Here is a 19,018-nt window from a genome sequence, read left to right on the forward strand (position 1 = left end):
ATTTAAATAGTAAAACAAAACCAATATTTTTTCCGAACTTTCGGGCAAATAACACATCCAAAACAATTGAATAATGACTACTTCTGTGGAGATAAAGGCATACTGCAAAGATCTTACTAAGCTTAAAAATATTCTTCTCGCTATTCAAGCTAAAGAACTTGGTACAGATCATCAAACTGACACCTATTTTCATTCAAAATCAGGAATTTTAAAATTAAGAGAAGGCACTTATGGTAGTCAACTCCTTCACTACAATATTGAAAGCGGAAAACAAACAATTCAAAACACACTAAATTCTTACAAAACAATTCCGAAATCTTGCTTAAAAGAGATTCTGGAAAAAACCATTGGTTCGAGCTGTATTGTTGATAAAGAAAGAAAAAGCTACCAGCTAGAAAACATCTCTTTTCATTTAGATAGTGTAAAAGGCTTAGGTGATTTTATCCTTATAGAAGCTAATGATTTAGATGGCACCATCGGTTTAGAACAATTGAAAGGACAATGCAACAAACACCTTAAAACTTTAGAAATCAACGCAAAATCAATTGTATCATTGACGTATCAAGAACTCTTACAACAAAACAATCTATTCAATCAAATTTTAGTGGATGAATAAAAACTAAATTAATTTGGGCGAGTTTCTACATTTTTAAGCTAACAATTTAGTAACTTGTATGAACAACCTAAAGCTATCTGTTCATGCTTCAATTTGAATTTGATATCCGAAATCATAAAATCAACAATAACGAATCAAAGGGAATTCAACTTGCCTTGAGTATTTCCTTCTTGATTTGTGCGGCTTTATTTTATGCTTTTACAAAGTATTTAGAATTCTTTCCTTTTAACGAATATCTGATACTTATTTTAGTTGTACTCTCTCTTTACTTTATTGGCTTGCTTTTAGGATGTAAACTGCTATATCCAAAAGAATACCTCACCATTAACTCAAGAAAATTAACCTATAAAACTGGTTGGCGAAATAACAAACTAAAGGTCTACCTAAAAGACATTAAAGATTTCTCAATTCAGGATCGAAATCTTATTTTAAATCTAAAGAGTAAAGAGAAATTACAAATCGACCTGAACAATTTAAGCGAGAGAGCCATAATTATTCTGAAGAATTATTTAAACCTATAAAAGAAACGGAAGAATAATTTCTTCCGTTTCCTTCATTTATTTAATAGTCATTCGGGCAAAAGGAGCTGTATCCTGTTCCACAAAATCCTTTTTCAGATATTTAAAATAACCAGTAATTGCAACCATCGCTGCATTATCTAATGAATAACCTAACTGAGGAATATAAACCTTCCAGCCCTGCTTAACAGCAGTTTCTTTCATGGCATTCTGTAAACCTGAATTTGCCGAAACTCCACCAGCAATTGCAACTTCTTTTATCCCTGTTTCACGTACGGCACGTTTCACCTTATTCATAAGCACATCAACAATTGTGTATTGCAATGAAGCACACAAATCATTCATGTTTTCTTCTATAAAATTGGGGTTCTCTTTAATTCTATCGCGCAAGAAATACAGAAATGAAGTTTTTAAACCACTAAAACTATAGTTCAATCCTTGGATTCTAGGTCGGTTAAACTCAAAAGCCAATGAATTCCCCTCTTTAGCACGTTTATCAATTACTGGTCCTCCTGGATAAGGAATACCCATGACTTTAGCGCATTTATCGAAAGCTTCACCAGCTGCATCATCAATCGTTTCACCAATAACTTCCATTTCCATGTGATCTTTCACAACTATAATCTGAGAATTTCCTCCTGAAACCAATAAGGCAAGAAATGGAAAGTTTGGATGCTCATAAGTATTCTTCAAATCATCAATAAAATGAGCTAATATGTGTGCTTTAAGATGGTTCACCTCGATAAGTGGAATGTTTTTAGAAAGAGCAAAGCCTTTTGCAAAAGATGTTCCAACCATTAAAGATCCTAATAATCCTGGGCCACGCGTGAATGCGACTGCATCAATTTCATCAGCAGTTACGTTTGCCACCTTCAATGCCTGATCGACTACTGGAATAATATTTTGCTGGTGGGCACGAGAAGCCAATTCCGGCACAACTCCACCATAAGCCATGTGCACAGTTTGAGTGGCAGTAATGTTAGAATGAATCACACCATCGCGCAAAACTGAAGCCGATGTGTCATCACATGAAGATTCAATTCCTAATATCGTTATACTCATATTTTTGTTTTATATCCTTATAATACTGGTATTACACACATAAATGGTTAAAAAAATCAAAAATCTTCTTAATCCCAATAATGGGATGTTATATTCTATTTCTTTTTGTCTAATTTTGTGCAACTGCACTCAAAAGCACAAAACTATTAAAAAATTCCTCAAAATATCAATTTGGACACTTGTGGTTATCATTATGATACCCATTTTAAGCTATTTAATTTTTTTAAATCGCCATGTTCAAACGTATACAAGCCAAAAAATTGCTAAATATCTTTCTGAACAAACAAAAACACCTATCACAATTGAAGGAGTTAACATCTCTCCTTTTAAAAGTATTATCCTTAAAGGTGTTTATGTAGAAGATTACCGTAAAGATACTTTACTCTATATTGGTAGCCTAAAAGCAAAAATAGATTCCTTCAATTTCAAAAAACAGCAAGTTTTCGTAAACAAGCTAACTTTAAACAAGGCCTACGTAAATCTACATGAAGATAAAGATCGAGTTTTTAACTATGATGTTTTTCTCGATTCTTTAAGTTCAGGAGCCACAAAAAACCAAGAATCGAAGAATAAAAAAGTTTGGAATATATCTGTTGCAAATATTGACTTGGAAGATTCTCAATTTGGTTATCGAACCTCGACTCGGGAACCTCAAGATTTTGGGATGAACTATGAAGACATTTATGTCACAAACTTGAATTTAGAAGCTAGAAATATAAAAATCATCGGAGACTCTATCGATTTGCAGCTTCAACACATGCATTGCATTGAAAAATCGGGCTTCGAACTAAAAGATTTTAAGGCAAGAACTTGGATTACAAGTCACCAATGGGGATTAAAGGATGTTAATATTGTATCTAAGAATAGTAAACTAATAGCCGAGCATCTGTATTTTAATTATGAAACAGGTAAAAACTATTGGCAACAGTTTACAAAAAAAATGCAACTAGACTTCCAATTTACATCTTCGCGTATTAGCTTTCTAGATGTAGCTTATTTTAATGAGCTCTTGTTAGGATTTAGAGAAACCGGCTATTTATCTGGCCATGTGTATGGAACGGTTTATGACCTAAAAGGTAGAAATATAGACGTTGTTTATGGGGAAAACACTGTTCTGAAGGGTAAATTTTATATGAATGGTCTTCCCTACCTAAGAGATGCTTATTTAGAAGCTGATTTTAAGGAATTAACAACAAGTATTTCAGATGTAGAAAAGGTTTATATCCCTGGCTATGACAAAGAACATTTCAACTTGCCGGAGTACTTCGATAATCTTGGGTTAATTCATTACAATGGGAAATTTAATGGTTTTTTAAATGATTTTGTCTTTTACGGTGATTTTGATACTGATTTGGGAAAATTAGAAACCGATTTATTGTTTAAGCCCATTACAGGAGGCAACAGATTAAATTTCAAGGGAGATTTAAGTGCTAGCGACTTTAACCTTGGCGGATTTTTAGAGCAAGATAAAGTAGGAAACGTATCCTTGAATGTTTCTGTTAATGGATTTACAGAATCTTCTTCTGCTCAAGGAATCATGAAAGGAAACATTAGCAAAGTAGATTTCAACAACTACGAATACAAAAATCTTTCCTTAGATGGTTTCTTCTCAAACTCACGATTTGATGGAAAAGTATCGATAGAAGATCCAAACATTGGTTTCGATTTTGAAGGAAATGTTGATTTCTCAACGGAAATACCAACCATGAAATTTAGCTCACACCTTCGTAATGCTAAATTATTTCCTCTCCATTTAAATTGGGAAGATCCTAAAGCCGAATTAAGCCTTACAATGAATGCCAATTTCGCAGGCAGTGGATTTGACAATGCCAACGGAATAATTGAAATTAGTGATACTGAATACACCAACAGCCTTGGAGAATTTACGCTGCAAAAATTTACAATTAATTCTTTTTCATCTCCTAGTTTTAAGCGAATCATCCTAAATTCAGATATCTCCGATGCCAAAATTGAAGGGAATTATGAAGTTGGCAAACTAATTTCTTCAATTACCAACATTGCTTATTCTTATTTGCCAGCTTATGCTCCAGACAAAGAATTTGTCAATACTGATACTACAAACCAATTCAAATTCTCGGTAGAATTGAAGGAAACCGAGCCAATTACGAAACTTCTTTTTCCAAAAATCACATTAGCACCAAATACCAATTTACAAGGAAGTTTAAATGCAAAAGAGCAAAAAATTGAAATGAATTTCAACTCTCCAAAACTAAGCTTTGAAAACAAAACTTTCGACGAATTAAAAATCGATTTATCAACTGATGATAAAGAGTTAGTTCTTAAAGGTCGCACCAATAAATTTAGCTTTTCTGATAATTTCCGTTTGTATAATTTATCAGAAAAAATAGTTGCTAGCGATAATAAAGTACAACTTAGTGTGCTTTGGAACAATTGGGATGCTGTTACTTATAGCGGTTTTATTTCGGCCGAAGCACAAGTTGAAAAATCTAAAGTAAGTAATAATCCTGTTTGGGATATTGACCTACTGCCTAGTACAATAATTATGGCGGATAGCATCTGGAACATTCCGAAATCTCGTTTTGTTTTAGACAGCACAAGCTATGAGATTGATAACTTTAAAGTCAGCAGAGAAAATCAATATTTTGGTTTAGATGGAAAAATCTCAAGCAATCCTAAGGATAGTATCAATTTTCAAATTGAAAATATAAGCCTAAAGAATTTAAATGACCTTACTCGTGAACAAAACATTGGTATCGATGGTACAGTTCGAGGTTACCTGCAATTATCGGACTTTTATGGTGATCGTCTTTCCAATTCGAACATCATGCTTGAAGATCTGGTTCTTAACAACGATACATTAGGCAATTTTTACCTTCTAAGCGATTGGGATAAAACAGCTAAGGAATTGTCCTTTTCATCTTTTACCGATTATAAATCTCATAAAGAGTTAGAATTAACTGGAAGTTATTTTCCTGAGCAAGATTCCTTAAATATGAATATTCAAATTGACAAACTACGTTTGAACCTCTTGAATCCATATTTTCAGGAGAACATTTCGAATATTAAAGGAAATGCCTCAGGGAATTTACGCATTGAAGGACCTATTGATAATCCGACATCAATTGGAAAATTAAATCTGGAAAATGCTGCATTTACAGTAAATGAATTGCAAACAACATACACTTGTAACGACAGTATTAAGATAACACCCAACGAATTCCAATTTCAGGATTTCAAGCTTTATGACGAAAATAAAAACATAGCTAGTATTTTTGGTGTTATATCTCATAAGCAATTCAGCAACTTCAATTTAGATCTCGCAATAAATACCCTAGGCTTTAATGTTTTAGATACAAAAATTACAGATAACGAGTTATTTTATGGACAAGCTTATGTGACAGGTGTAACTCAACTATTTGGTTCTGTTGACGATTTAGATATTGAAATTATTGCTAGAACCGATAAAAACACCAAGCTGAATGTTCCTTTAAATAATAGTGGAGATATTAAAGAAAGTGATTTTATCACCTTTGTGAATACAAACTATCATTCTGAAAGTTCTGAAGAAGAAAAAGAAGAATACAAAATAGATTTGTCGGGTATTAGAATGAATTGTGATTTGGAAGTTACTCCGGAAACTGAAATCCAAATTATTATGGATGCAAAAATTGGAGATGTTTTAAAGGCTCGAGGAACTGGAAATTTAAAACTTGAAATTGATACCAAAGGAGATTTCAAAATATTTGGCGATTATACAATCCAAGACGGTAGATACATGTTTACACTTCAGAATGTAATCAGCAAAAAATTTGATTTGGCAAATGGTGGGACTATTAAATGGGCAGGAGATCCTTACGACGCAACGGTAAATATTAATGCCATGTACAATGTAAAAACCACTTTATACGATCTACTATTAAACACTCCATACATCGACAATACCAAAAAGGTACCTGTACAGTGCAATATGAATTTGAGTCAGAAACTCTCCAATCCTAATATTAAATTCAATATCGATTTCCCAACTTTAGATCAACAAACGCAAAGTATTTTGGAAGGTCTATTCTCTACCGAGGATGAAATGAATAAACAAATTCTATCCTTATTGGTTTTGAACCGCTTTTATACTCCAGAACACCTAAGGTCAACTGATCCTGATTTTGAAAATAAGAATTCAAGCTATGCAGTTGGAGTAACCACAAGTGAATTATTATCGAACCAATTATCAAATTGGCTAAGTCAAATTAGTAATGATTTTGATATTGGAGTAAGTTATCGTCCGGGAGATAATCTAACCAGTGATGAAGTGGAATTAGCACTCTCTACTCAGGTATTTGACGATAAAGTTACCATTAATGGAAATGTTGGCACAAGCAACAGCCAAACTAGAGATAATGATATTGTTGGTGACGTGGATGTCAACATCCGGCTTGACAAAAAAGGCAAGGTACAACTGAAAGCTTTTACCCGTTCTAACGAGTATTTGGTATATGAAGATTCAAGGAATACACAAGGAATCGGTATTTTCTACAAAGAAGAATTCAATACTTTTTCTGGATTAATAAAAAAATACCTCAATTTCCTTAGTCCTAATAAAGAGGAAAAGAAAGACTAGCTTAAATTTACCGAACTAGTGTTTAAGAAATACATTCTCAATGTTTTTCAACAGAATTAATAATGGTTTTTTTTCTTTTATTGGCCCTGATTATAAAGCTCAAATATTATTATATTAGTAGCTTACTTTTGAAATTAAATTAACTAAATAATAAATCAATTACTATGTTTACACTAATGGTAGTGGTTTTCGTTCTTGGTTATATCGCAATTGCACTCGAACATCCACTCAAAATTGACAAGGCAGCTTCTGCTCTTCTTATAGGAACAATAACTTGGGCACTTTATGTTTTTGGAGGCGTTGACATCCTATCATCAGGAGTAAGTACGGCATGGAATGAGTTCGCTTTAGCTAATCCTGATAAAGATACCGTCGATGGGATGATGAAATTTATTGTTCATGATGAAGTTCTTCATCATCTTTCTGAAATTGCAGCAATTCTATTCTTTCTTTTGGGAGCTATGACCATTGTTGAGATTGTAGACCAGCATCAAGGTTTTAAAATTATTACAGATAAAATTAAGACAACTAATAAAGTAAAGCTACTTTGGATTTTAAGTATTCTTACTTTCTTCATGTCTGCAACCTTAGATAATCTTACAACCACTATTGTTTTGGTTGCTCTTATACGTAAACTGATTGATGATCAGAAGGACCGTTGGTTTTTCGCATCCATGGTCGTATTAGCTGCCAATGCCGGTGGTGCATGGTCTCCTATTGGTGATGTTACAACCATTATGCTATGGATTGGTGGACAAGTAACAACTTTAAATATTATTACTCGAGTAATAGTACCTAGTTTATTTACCATGCTTGTACCTCTACTTATTGTAACTACGTACATCAAAGGGAATATTACACGACCAGAAATATCGGGTGGAGATGAAAAGAGTACACCACACATAAAGAACAACTATTTATCTTATGTTTAGGTGTATGTGCACTTCTTTTTGTTCCGGTTTTTAAAACTGTAACCCATCTGCCACCATACTTAGGCATGTTATTCGGACTAGGTGTGATGTGGGTTGTAACAGAAATCATGCATCGCAATAAGGGTAAAGAGTACAAATCTCGTTTAAATGTAACTGCCATTTTAAAGAAGGTTGATGTTCCTACTGTTTTATTCTTTTTAGGTATTCTTTCAGCTGTTGCAAGTATGCAATCTGCTGGTCATTTGGATATCTTAGCAAGCTGGTTAGATTCAAACATACATAACGTTTACGGTATCAATTTGATTATTGGTGTCCTTTCAGCAATTGTAGATAATGTCCCTCTTGTAGCTGCTGCAATGGGTATGTACGATATTGCAGGTCCTGAAACTGCAGGTTACGTGGCAGATTTTATGCAAGATGGTGTATTCTGGAAATTCTTAGCATACTGTGCTGGTACAGGAGGATCTATCTTAATTATTGGTTCTGCTGCAGGTGTTGCTGCTATGGGAATGGAGAAAATTGATTTCATCTGGTATTTAAAGAAAATTTCTCTTCTCGCACTTGCTGGATACCTTGCTGGAGCTGGTGTTTACTACATTCAAGCAATGTTATTACATTAAAGTATTATTTTCCCATTTTTTGTGTGGGGAATAAGAAACAATAATATTAATTTAGCGAGATATAATATTTTATATTATATCTCGTTTTTATATATATAGATAAATCAGAAAATTGACGATATGAATAACCTTTTGTTCTTAGCTGGTCTTCAGAATGCTACTCAAAATGAAGAAATTGTAACAGAGACAAGTGAAATCACACTTAATTTCATTGATCTTGCTTTTAAAGGTGGATGGATCATGATTCCTATATTCGCTTTATCAATAATTGCCATATGGATATTCTTTGAGCGCTTTTATGCAATTAGAAAAGCTTCTAAAAAGGATGATAATTTCATGAATCGTATCAAAGATTACATTCACGACGGAAAAATTGACTCAGCACTTTCTCTTTGCGAAACCAATGATACGCCTGTCTCAAGAATGATTTCAAAAGGTGTAAAACGTATCGGCCGTCCTTTAAATGATGTAAATGCCGCAATTGAAAACATTGGTAATCTTGAAGTATCGAAACTGGAAAAGAACTTACCTACCCTTGCTACAGTTGCTGGAGCAGCACCAATGATCGGTTTCCTTGGAACAGTAATGGGAATGATTCAAGCTTTTTATGCTATGGCAAATGCCGGTAATAATATAGATGTTTCATTACTTGCTAATGGTATTTACACAGCTATGGTAACAACAGTTGCGGGACTTATTGTAGGTATTATTGCTTATTTCGCTTACAATATTTTAGTCGCTAAGGTTGAAAAAGTTGTTTTCACTATGGAAGCAACAACTACCGAATTTATGGATCTTTTGAATGAACCAATTAAGTAATTCGAATTATGGCATTAAAATCAAGAAATAAAGTCAACGCCAATTTCAGCATGTCGTCCATGACTGATATTGTGTTCCTACTGTTGATTTTCTTTATGGTAACATCAACCCTTATTGCTCCTAACGCATTAAAACTTTTGTTACCAAAAAGTAGTAGTCAAACAGCTTCAAATCCTATAACCTCAGTTTCTATAGATAAGCACTATAATTTCTATATAGAAACGACACCTACTCCATTTGCGAAACTTGAAGGCAAATTGCAAGCTCTTTTAGCTGAACATGAAGATCCAACCGTTTCACTTCATGTTGACAAATCGGTACCAATGGAACAGGTCGTAAAAGTTATGAATATTGCAAAAAACAATAAATATAAACTGATTTTAGCAACTTCAGCAAAATAGTTTTCTTAAGCTTGCATTTTCGCAGGCTTATTCTCCTGATAATAAACAAGTAGATGAGCAATTCAAAAAGCAAAAGAATCGGTTATGTGGGTACTATAATTTTCCATATAGGATTACTTGCTATATTGTTTTATCTAGGCTTTCGAATTCCACTCCCCTTACCTGAAGAAGAAGGTATTCTTGTAAATTTTGGGAACAGTAATCAAGGACAAGGAAAAAAAGATCCTGCTCCTTCCCGAGCAAAACAAGTGATCATTCCAGCAGCAAAGCCAAAACCTCAGGTGAGTCAATCAACACCTGAGAAATCATCAGCTTCGGCAACTGAAAAGATTCTCACTCAAAATACTGAAGATGCACCTGCATTACCTTCTGCTGAAGAAATAGCTAAGAAAAAAGCTAAAGAAGAAAAAAACAGAAAGTTAAAAGCGGAACAAGATCGTTTGAATAAGATCGAGAAAGAAAAACAACGTAAGGAAGAAATAAAAAGACAGCAGGAGGCAGAAGCAGAACGTAAACGGTTAGCCGAAATAGAACGACAAAGAAAAGAAGAAGCCGAACGCCAAGAAAAGATTGCCAATATCAACAACAAAGCAAAAAATGTTTTTGGTCAAGGAACTTCTTCCAATACGTCTCAAGGCAAAACTTTTCCATCAGGCAATCAAGGAGCTCCTACAGGCTCTCCCGATTCTGATAACTACAATGGTTCAGGCCTAGGCAATAAAGGCGTTTCCTACTCCTTAAATGGCAGAAGTTCTTTATCTATTCCTAAACCCAAGTATAACCTACAGGAAAGTGGTAAAGTTGTTGTAGAAGTTACTGTCGATCGTAATGGAAAAGTTACAAGTGCTCGCCCTGGAATGCCAGGATCTACTACAGCAAATATTACCTTACTTGAAGCTGCAAAGAAGGCAGCATTAAAAGCAAAATTCAATTCAGATAGTAAAGCTCCAGCTTACCAACGTGGAACAATTACTTATCATTTCCAATTAGATTAAATAGCAGTTAGCAGTTAGCAGTTAGCAGTTAGCAGTTAGCAGTTAGCAGTTAGCAGTTAGCAGTTAGCACAAAGTTAATTATTCAGGTACAGAGTACCGAAATGCTAGTAGAAAATCAACTATATCAAACCAATCATTTCGTAAACACCTATAAATTTTAGGGAAGCAAAAACAATAACAGCCATAAGAATGTATCGTACAAATTTTGCACCCCAACTAACTGCAAAATTCGCTGCGATATAAGCGCCAAGCATGTTTCCTACTCCAAGAATAATCCCAATTTTATAATCTATTTGTCCATTCATAATAAATACACCCAAAGCAAACGGAGTGTAAAGAAGCACAATAAATACTTTAATCGCATTTGCTTTTACCAAATCGAAACCCGCTCCAAGAACTAATCCTGATAATAGAAAAAATCCAACTCCTGCTTGAATAAACCCACCATACAATCCAATAAAAAAGAAAATTACAACTTGCATAATACTCGGTTTCGAGCGAATCAAACCTGCCTGGCCTTTTACCCATGCATCGGGCTTGTAAAGAATAATAAAGAAGAGAAATACAAGAAGTCCACCGATGGTCTTCTCCATAATTTCTTCATTTATTTCGACAGCCAAGCTGGCCCCAATAACAGAACCAACTATTGCTGGTAAGGCTAACCAAATCCCTTCTTTAAAAGTAAAAACCTTTTGTTTTTTAAAACTACTTACTCCAACAATATTCTGCATTAAAATGGCAATACGATTAGTACCATTAGCAATGTTTGCAGGTAAGCCCATAAACATTAACATCGCTAAACTAATAACGGAACCACTTCCAGCAAGCGTATTCAAAAACCCTGCAAATACACCTACCAAAACAACCAAAACGTAATAATACCATTCCATAATTTTTCACTTTTAGGCCATTAAACTAAGGATAAAAATCGTAACCAAGTATGTTTAAAAACAAAATGCAAAACACATCACCTTTTCCCTTAACATATTTTTGAGCACAAAAAAAGAGGAGAACCAAGTTCTCCTCTTCAATTCTATATTTTGTAAGGTTGAATTAGTAAGCGAAAATTGGACGCTCAGTCATCAATTCATTTACGCGAGTTCTAACTGAAGCAATTACTTCTTCATTGTCGATATTAGAGATTACCTCATCAATCATTGCAACGATAACTGGCATTTCAGTTTCTTTAAGACCACGAGTTGTGATAGCAGGCGTACCAATACGAATACCTGAAGTAGAGAATGGAGAACGCGTATCAAATGGAACCATGTTCTTATTGATAGTAATATCAGCTTTCACCAATGTATTCTCAACCTTCTTACCTGTAATCTCAGGGAACTTAGAACGAAGATCAACCAACATAGAGTGGTTATCAGTACCATCAGAAATTACCTTATAACCCAATTTCATGAACTCTTCAGCCATAACCTTAGCATTCTTCTGCATTTGGATTGCATAGTCTTTGTAGCTATCAGTTAAAGCCTCGCCAAAAGCAACAGCTTTAGCAGCAATAACATGCTCCAAAGGCCCACCTTGCTGTCCTGGGAATACAGCAAAATCAAGTACTGCAGACATCATTTTAGTAACCCCTTTAGGCGTTTTAGCACCAAATGGATTTTCAAAATCTTTTCCTACGATGATTAAACCACCACGAGGTCCACGAAGAGTTTTGTGTGTTGTTGTAGTACAAACGTGACAGTGAGGAACTGGATTACTCAATAATCCTTTAGCAATTAAACCTGCTGGATGAGCAATATCAGCCATCAAGATAGCACCTACTTTATCAGCAATTTCACGTAAACGTGGGAAATCCCAATCACGAGAATATGCTGAAGCACCTGCTACAATCATTTTTGGGTTATTTTCTAAAGCCAATTTTTCTACCTCATCATAATCAACCATTCCTGTTTCCTCACTTACGTGATAAGCAACTGGATTATATAGATTACCAGAAAGGTTTACCGGAGAACCATGAGAAAGGTGACCACCGTGAGCCAAATCTAATCCCAAGAAAGTATCACCTGGCTTCATGCAAGCGTAAAAAACTGCAGCATTCGCTTGAGCACCTGAGTGAGGCTGAACGTTAGCATACTCTGCACCAAATAATTCACAAGCTCTATCAATTGCCAATTGCTCAGTCTGATCAACAATTTGACAACCACCATAGTAACGCTTACCAGGATATCCTTCAGCATACTTGTTAGTTAAACATGAACCCATTGCTTGCATTACTTGCTCACTTACGAAGTTCTCTGAAGCGATTAACTCGATTCCTTCTTTTTGACGATTGTGCTCTTGGCCAATCAGGTCGAAAATAAGAGTATCTCTTTCCATTGTTGTTTTTTCTTTTTCCGAAATTAATCGAAATGATTTAATGATTTGTTAGTGTTTAAAAGGAATATAATTCCTTACTGATAAAGTATTTATTCCCCCTTGAAAAGATGATGCACTACAAAAATTTATTATAAATATATTCCTAAAAGTGCAGGTTCAAAATTAGACAAATCAGCATATTAAAAAAATTATTTCTCTCTTAATTCACCCTTAAATGAATATTTAGTAAGGAAATAGCAACACCACCTTTCATCGCAAGGTACAGAGGCATGGTTTTTAGCTTCTTTGATCCGAATAAATCTACAATCATCATGTAAAAAACAGTACTTAACCGACAATATTCACTAAAAATCTAAATTCCTTTTATTCATTTTATTAGATGATACAATTATTGTACATTTAACATTGTAATTTTCAGTCTAGAATAAACCCTAAACAAACCAATATGGAAATCGTTGAAACTTCACCTAAACAAAGACCAACTCTACTAACCGTCTTGTGCATACTTACTTTTATAGGCAGTGGTGTAAATGTCTTTAGTAATCTTATGGGAATGGTTATGTCTCCTATTAAAAGTTTTTTAGGACCCGAATTTTTCGAAATGGCATTGCAGGACATTCCTGAAGAACCAGTTAAAAAATTTGTAGAACAAGCCTTTGAAATGGCCCAATTAGCAATCGATCATATTTTTGAAATCTCCCTTGCCAATTTTATTCTATACGCAGCTAGCCTTACCGGAGCAATATTAATGTTTCAATTAAAAAAACTCGGTTTTTACATCTATGCAAGCGCTCAAGTTTTACTGTTATTTGTAGCTCCTGCCTTTATTGGTTTCAATCTCTTTACTAATATTGGAATTCTATTTGGGAGTTTCTTTGCAATACTATTTATTGCCCTTTATGCTGTTAACCTAAAAAAAATGAATTAATATATTTATTATCCCTAAAAAACCAGACTATTATGGAAGAAAATGTAACAACTATTGAAGCCCCTAAAAAAAGATCAACATTTCTAACTGTTCTTTGCATACTATCTTTTATAGGTAGTGGTGGCTTTGGATTATTAAACTCTGTATATACCTATGTAACTTTTGAAAATTCTTATCCTGAAAAAATGCAACAAGCAACTGACGGACTTGAAGCTATGGAGGAAGCAGGAATGGAATCTGGATTCTTTTACAGTATGACAGAAAATAGTATCATCCAACTAAAGGCATTATCTGAAAACCTAGAACTAATAACAGGAGTGAATTGTTTATTTGCAATACTTAGCCTTTTAGGAGTATTCATGATGTTTAAATTGAAAAAGAACGGATTTTATTTATACACAGCCGCAAATGTTTTTTGGCTTCTAGTCCCATTAGCTCTTATCGATTTCGATGCAATGTTTAATATGACAATGATTGGAGCAGCAATTACGGCCTTATTTGTAATTATGTATGCTATAAATCTTAAACAAATGGAATAGTATTTCCAAGCTATATAAATCAAGCCGCTCCAATCAGGGCGGCTTTTTTAATACTTTTTAAAATATTTTAACTCGGATTAAAATAAGCGATTTTGTAATTTTATTGTGATAATATAAAACCTCAATCAAATGAAAATTGTAATTAATTCGGCCTTGTCTGTTTTTATCCTACTCTTTTCCTTTACAGGATTTACCCAAAAACAAGACACAACAAAACTTCCAAACAAAAACATCAAAGTACAAAGAGAATACGATGAAGATGGGAATCTGATTCGTTATGACTCTACTTATGTCTATTCTTGGTCTTCTGATAGCAGTTATCATTTTAATCCCGACTCATCATTTTTCAACTTTTCTAATTCGCACGAAATGAGAAAAAAAATGAAAGAGCATTTAGAGCATCTTTTTAAAAGAGATAGTTCGGCTTACAAATCATTTCATCATCCATTCTTTTCGGATGACTTTTTCAATAGAGATTTCTTCGAACCACAATTTTTCCAAAACGATTTCTTCTCTAGGGATTCAAGTAGAGACAATTTCTTTGAAGAATTCGAAGAGATGTTTGAAGATCGCATGAATTTTGAGGATGAAAATAGAAATCAAATGCATCACAAGCTAGATTCCATTCGACAAAACTTTATGAAACAGCGAAAAAAATATTTCAAGCAGAGAGATTCTATATATCAACAAAACAGAAAGAAAAAATCAGGAACAATTGATATCTAAACATTTTTTAATCTGCTGTAATTTCCACCAAATGTTGACGATAAGCAGAGAAAAGTTTCGATTTGGATACAAAACCAATATACTTGCCATTATCAATTACAGGTAAATTCCAAGCTCCGGTTTTAGTAAATTTTCTTAGAACAACTTCCATAGAATCATCATAAGATATTGAGGCTGGAGGCATAATCATAAGATTACTAATTGGAGTCGTGTACATTTCTTCATTAAACATGATTTCACGAACCTCATCCAACAAAACAACACCCAGTAAAAATCCTTCCTCAGTCAAAACCGGAAAAATATTTCTTTTCGATTTAGAAATAACCTTAACCAAATCGGCTAGAGTTGCATCTTCATTTATGCTTTTTAAATCTGTCTCAACAACCTTTGATAATTGCATAAACCGTAGCACTGCCTGATCTTTATTGTGTGTTATAAGCTCACCTTTTTTAGCCAATTGTGCAGTTACAATAGACTCCTTCTGTAAACTTTTTACTGTGATAAAAGAAATGGTCGTAGAAAGCATCAATGGCACAATCAATTCATAACCACTTGTTATTTCAGCTATCAAAAAAATACCCGTTAATGGTGCATGCAAAACACCACCAAGTACACTAGCCATACCAACCAATGTAAAATTACCAGGGGAAAGTGCTTGACCAAACTGAAAATGATTGTACACATACACAAAAAGAAAACCTAGCATTGCTCCTGTAAAAACAGAAGGAGCAAAAATTCCTCCAATTCCTCCTGCACCTATTGTAATTGAAGTAGCTATCACCTTTAGAAAAACCATGGCTCCAATGAAAATAACAACCATATACCACACATCTGTTGAATTTTCAAACAAACTTGATTGGAAAACTTCTTCCAAATTCCCAACCATTAAAGCCTTTACCATGTTATAACCTTCACCATATAGAGCAGGAAAGTAAAAAATTAAAACTCCCAAACACAAACCACCCACGAGTAGCCTATTACGCAACAACCTAATCCCTTCAAAGCGATTTTCTATCCATAAAAACACCCTCGTGAAATAAACTGATGTTAGTCCCGAAAGAATACCCAGCAAAATGAAAAATGGAATATCCTTTATTACAAAAGGGTTATTAATTGCAAACTCAATCAGAATATCTTCATCCAAAAATAACTTGGTTGTAATAGCTCCACTTACCGAGGCTATCAACAGAGGTATTAGAGAAAAACGAGATAAATCAATTAGCAATACTTCTAATGCAAATACAATAGCAGCAATTGGCGTATTAAAAATTGCCGCAATTGCACCAGATGCTCCACAGGCCATCATCACAGTTATTTCTTTATAATTGAGATGAAAGTTTCGTGCCATATTGGATCCTATTGCAGCTCCGGACGAAATAATAGGAGACTCCAAACCAATACTTCCTCCAAACCCAGCTGTAATGATTGAACCTATAACCGATGAGTATGTTTTATGCAGTTTGACAATGCTATTTCGCTTTGATATAGCATGCAACAGAGAAGTAATGTTGTGCTTAATAAAATCACGAATGATGTATTTCTTGAAAAGCAAAGTCAAACCAACACCAATCATTGGATATAAAAAAAACAGATAATTCTGATAACTCCAATTAATCCCTTCCAACAGGAATTCACGACCTCGATACACAGCTGTTTTAAGCACAAGTGCTGTCATACCAGATGCAATTCCAACTAGAGCACTGAGTATTAAAATAAAAGTTTGATTATTAATATGGCGCAATCTCCAAATCAGAAAGCGACGCCATCGAGTATTTGTTGCCATTTATTAGGATAGGTGAACTCCTAATTTAATAAATCGAGAAGAAAAATACGAACTGCTGGTGAATTATTTAAGCCATTATTCTTCTAAAAAGAAGAGCTCATTCCGCAATTGCAAAATGAGCTCAACTAAATCTAACAACTAATCCTAACTTACTATTCGTCGGAATAATGTACCAAGACTCTTCTGTAAACATTAAAAATCTTTGCTTTTGATACAAATCCCAAATATTTATCGTCCTGAACAACCGGAAGGTTCCAGGCGCCTGTTTCTTCAAATCTTCGCATTACTTTATCCATTGGCGCATTCGCATCCAATATGGCTGGTGGCATAATCATTAAATCATGTACGTAAGTATCATCGTACATTTCCGGGTTAAACATGATATTTCTGATATCATCTAAAAGTACAATTCCCAACAATTTCTCATCCTCATCAACAACCGGGAAAATATTTCGTTGCGATTGTGATATTTTCTTAACCAATTCGCCTAATGTTGCATTCGGATCAACTCTCTTTAGGTCAGTTTCAATCACTTTTCCTAATTTCATTAATGTGAGAATCGCTTTATCTTTATTGTGGGTAATTAACTCACCTCTTTTTGCCAAACGCTTTGTATAAATAGAATGTGGCTCGAAATACATGATGGTTAGATAGGCAATGGTTGCCGTTATCATGATCGGAATAAATAAGGCATAGCCACCCGTTATTTCAACAATTAAGAAAATAGCCGTTAGTGGTGCATGCATTACACCTGCCATCATACCTGCCATTCCTATTAACGTAAAATTACTCTCCGATAACTTCACAAAATTGAAACCATTAAGCACTCGAGCAACTAAAAAACCAGAAACACCACCTAAGAATAAGGATGGCGCAAAAATACCACCAACACCACCACTTCCGGTAGTAACTGTGGAAGCAACAACCTTAAATACTAGTATCAGAACAACGTATCCTAACAACAACCAATAATTATCTTTTAAGAAATAGAAAATACTGTTGTTTACCAGATGAGTATGATTTCCATCTAAAAGAGCTTGAATTGTATTGTAACCTTCTCCATAAAGTGGTGGAAACAAAAAGATCAAAACACCCAATGAAAGTCCACCAATCAGCATTTTTTGATAAGAATTCTTTACACAATCAAACAAGGATTCCAAGTACATGGAAAAACGAGTAAAATAAAGAGAAACCAAACCTGCAAATATGCCTAATATTATATAATAAGGTATGTTATTAATTACAAATGGTGCCGTTACATCATAGGACAGCAAGACACCTTTACCCATAAAGAAATAAGCTATACTTGCTCCTGTTATAGAAGATATCAAAAGAGGAATCAGTGATGCCATTGTTAGATCTAACATCAAAACCTCTAATGTAAAAATCATCCCTGCCAATGGCGCTTTAAATATACCTCCAATGGCACCTGCAACACCACACCCCACCATCAAAGTAATGGTTTTGTAATTCAGGTGAAACATTCGACCCAGGTTAGATCCAATTGAAGCTCCGGTTAAAACTACTGGTGCCTCAGCTCCTACCGACCCACCAAAACCAATGGTTAATGTACTTGCAACAATAGATGAATAATTGTTGTGTGATTTTATTTGACTATTTTTTTGGGAAATGGCATATAAAATTCGCGATACCCCATGTCCTATCTTGTCCTTGACAAAGAACTTTACAAACAAAACAGTAAGTAAAATTCCCACAGTAGGATAAGCTAAATACAACAGGTTCACTGAATCGACATGAAGATTATGAGTCAGAAAATGATGGGTTTGATGAATGGTTGTTTTTAACAAGAGAGCTGCCAGCCCACTTACAATACCAACTAAAAAACTAAGAATTAGAACAAATTGTCTTTCTTTTATATTCTTCATTCTCCAAATTAGAAATCGGGACAACAAACTTTTGTTCTTCATTGTAAAAAATTCAACGTTTACGTCTATAATTTAATTGCGTAAAGGTCGGATGGCTGAAGAAGTCAGGCGGCCTTTGATAAAGAGTACATAACAAAATCTAGCGATTTCTTAACAATCATGTATTCTCTTGATTTTCTGAACAGTTAATAATAAATCTTACATAAACCCTTCTCAAATCGAGTGCAAAAGTAATAGATAATTAAACAGATAAAACCCTTTT

The 19,018-nt window shown here is 34.2% G+C and carries 16 protein-coding genes; 11 read left to right on the forward strand and 5 right to left on the reverse strand.

Features of this window, described 5'->3' with window-relative positions; genetic code table 11:
* The first annotated feature begins 73 nt into the window (after positions 1–73).
* Together L3049_RS07525 and L3049_RS07530 are read left to right on the forward strand one after the other, a co-directional pair.
* On the forward strand, positions 74–616 hold the full coding sequence (locus L3049_RS07525) for a class IV adenylate cyclase (protein WP_275109191.1): 543 nt from the start codon (positions 74–76) through the stop codon (positions 614–616).
* A gap of 83 nt (positions 617–699) precedes the next feature.
* Positions 700–1,137: a hypothetical protein gene (locus L3049_RS07530; protein WP_275109192.1), complete on the forward strand. Its 438-nt coding sequence runs from the start codon at positions 700–702 to the stop codon at positions 1,135–1,137.
* A gap of 36 nt (positions 1,138–1,173) precedes the next feature.
* Here L3049_RS07530 and tsaD read toward each other — a convergent pair whose 3' ends face one another.
* Complete coding sequence (tsaD, locus tag L3049_RS07535; RefSeq protein WP_275109193.1) at positions 1,174–2,196, reverse strand: tRNA (adenosine(37)-N6)-threonylcarbamoyltransferase complex transferase subunit TsaD; 1,023 nt, start codon at positions 2,194–2,196, stop codon at positions 1,174–1,176.
* A gap of 85 nt (positions 2,197–2,281) precedes the next feature.
* Here tsaD and L3049_RS07540 point away from each other — a divergent pair, with 85 nt between their 5' ends.
* The 6 genes from L3049_RS07540 (at position 2,282) to L3049_RS07565 (ending at position 10,560) form a co-directional block, all read left to right on the forward strand.
* On the forward strand, positions 2,282–6,793 hold the full coding sequence (locus L3049_RS07540; RefSeq protein ID WP_483874628.1) for a translocation/assembly module TamB domain-containing protein: 4,512 nt from the start codon (positions 2,282–2,284) through the stop codon (positions 6,791–6,793).
* A 164-nt stretch (positions 6,794–6,957) separates the two neighbouring features.
* Positions 6,958–7,725 carry a sodium:proton antiporter NhaD gene (gene nhaD, locus L3049_RS07545; protein WP_275109195.1) on the forward strand — a complete coding sequence of 256 codons (768 nt, stop codon included), beginning with the start codon at positions 6,958–6,960 and terminating at the stop codon, positions 7,723–7,725.
* Positions 7,726–7,790: 65 nt separating this feature from the next.
* Positions 7,791–8,345, forward strand: a complete 555-nt coding sequence (locus L3049_RS07550) for an SLC13 family permease (protein ID WP_342753440.1) — start codon at positions 7,791–7,793, stop codon at positions 8,343–8,345.
* Between the two features lie 120 nt (positions 8,346–8,465).
* Positions 8,466–9,164 (forward strand): MotA/TolQ/ExbB proton channel family protein, encoded by a 699-nt coding sequence (locus tag L3049_RS07555; protein WP_275109196.1) that lies wholly within the window; start codon positions 8,466–8,468, stop codon positions 9,162–9,164.
* Between the two features lie 8 nt (positions 9,165–9,172).
* The gene (locus L3049_RS07560) at positions 9,173–9,565 is read left to right on the forward strand and encodes an ExbD/TolR family protein (RefSeq protein ID WP_275109197.1); all 393 of its coding nucleotides are present in this window, start codon (positions 9,173–9,175) and stop codon (positions 9,563–9,565) included.
* Between the two features lie 53 nt (positions 9,566–9,618).
* Positions 9,619–10,560, forward strand: a complete 942-nt coding sequence (locus tag L3049_RS07565; protein WP_275109198.1) for a TonB family protein — start codon at positions 9,619–9,621, stop codon at positions 10,558–10,560.
* A 119-nt stretch (positions 10,561–10,679) separates the two neighbouring features.
* Here L3049_RS07565 and L3049_RS07570 read toward each other — a convergent pair whose 3' ends face one another.
* Entirely contained in the window at positions 10,680–11,450 is a 771-nt protein-coding gene (locus L3049_RS07570) for a sulfite exporter TauE/SafE family protein (protein ID WP_275109199.1), read from the reverse strand.
* A gap of 163 nt (positions 11,451–11,613) precedes the next feature.
* A complete protein-coding gene (glyA, locus tag L3049_RS07575) occupies positions 11,614–12,894 on the reverse strand; it encodes a serine hydroxymethyltransferase (protein WP_275109200.1) in 1,281 nt (426 codons plus the stop codon).
* A gap of 445 nt (positions 12,895–13,339) precedes the next feature.
* On the opposite strand from glyA, the gene L3049_RS07580 reads away from it, so the two are divergent.
* The 3 genes from L3049_RS07580 to L3049_RS07590 all read left to right on the forward strand — a co-directional run bounded on the left by L3049_RS07580 (position 13,340) and on the right by L3049_RS07590 (position 15,087).
* Positions 13,340–13,822: a hypothetical protein gene (locus L3049_RS07580; protein WP_275109201.1), complete on the forward strand. Its 483-nt coding sequence runs from the start codon at positions 13,340–13,342 to the stop codon at positions 13,820–13,822.
* A gap of 32 nt (positions 13,823–13,854) precedes the next feature.
* Positions 13,855–14,361 (forward strand): hypothetical protein, encoded by a 507-nt coding sequence (locus L3049_RS07585; RefSeq protein WP_275109202.1) that lies wholly within the window; start codon positions 13,855–13,857, stop codon positions 14,359–14,361.
* 129 nt (positions 14,362–14,490) lie between these two features.
* Positions 14,491–15,087, forward strand: a complete 597-nt coding sequence (locus L3049_RS07590) for a hypothetical protein (RefSeq protein ID WP_275109203.1) — start codon at positions 14,491–14,493, stop codon at positions 15,085–15,087.
* Positions 15,088–15,094: 7 nt separating this feature from the next.
* Here the strand turns inward: L3049_RS07590 and L3049_RS07595 are convergent, their stop codons facing one another.
* Both L3049_RS07595 and L3049_RS07600 read right to left on the reverse strand, forming a co-directional pair.
* Complete coding sequence (locus tag L3049_RS07595) at positions 15,095–16,870, reverse strand: chloride channel protein (RefSeq protein WP_275109204.1); 1,776 nt, start codon at positions 16,868–16,870, stop codon at positions 15,095–15,097.
* A gap of 152 nt (positions 16,871–17,022) precedes the next feature.
* On the reverse strand, positions 17,023–18,756 hold the full coding sequence (locus L3049_RS07600) for a chloride channel protein (RefSeq protein ID WP_275109205.1): 1,734 nt from the start codon (positions 18,754–18,756) through the stop codon (positions 17,023–17,025).
* Positions 18,757–19,018: the final 262 nt, after the last annotated feature.

Source organism: Labilibaculum sp. DW002 (assembly GCF_029029525.1).
GTDB classification, from domain to species: domain Bacteria; phylum Bacteroidota; class Bacteroidia; order Bacteroidales; family Marinifilaceae; genus Paralabilibaculum; species Paralabilibaculum antarcticum.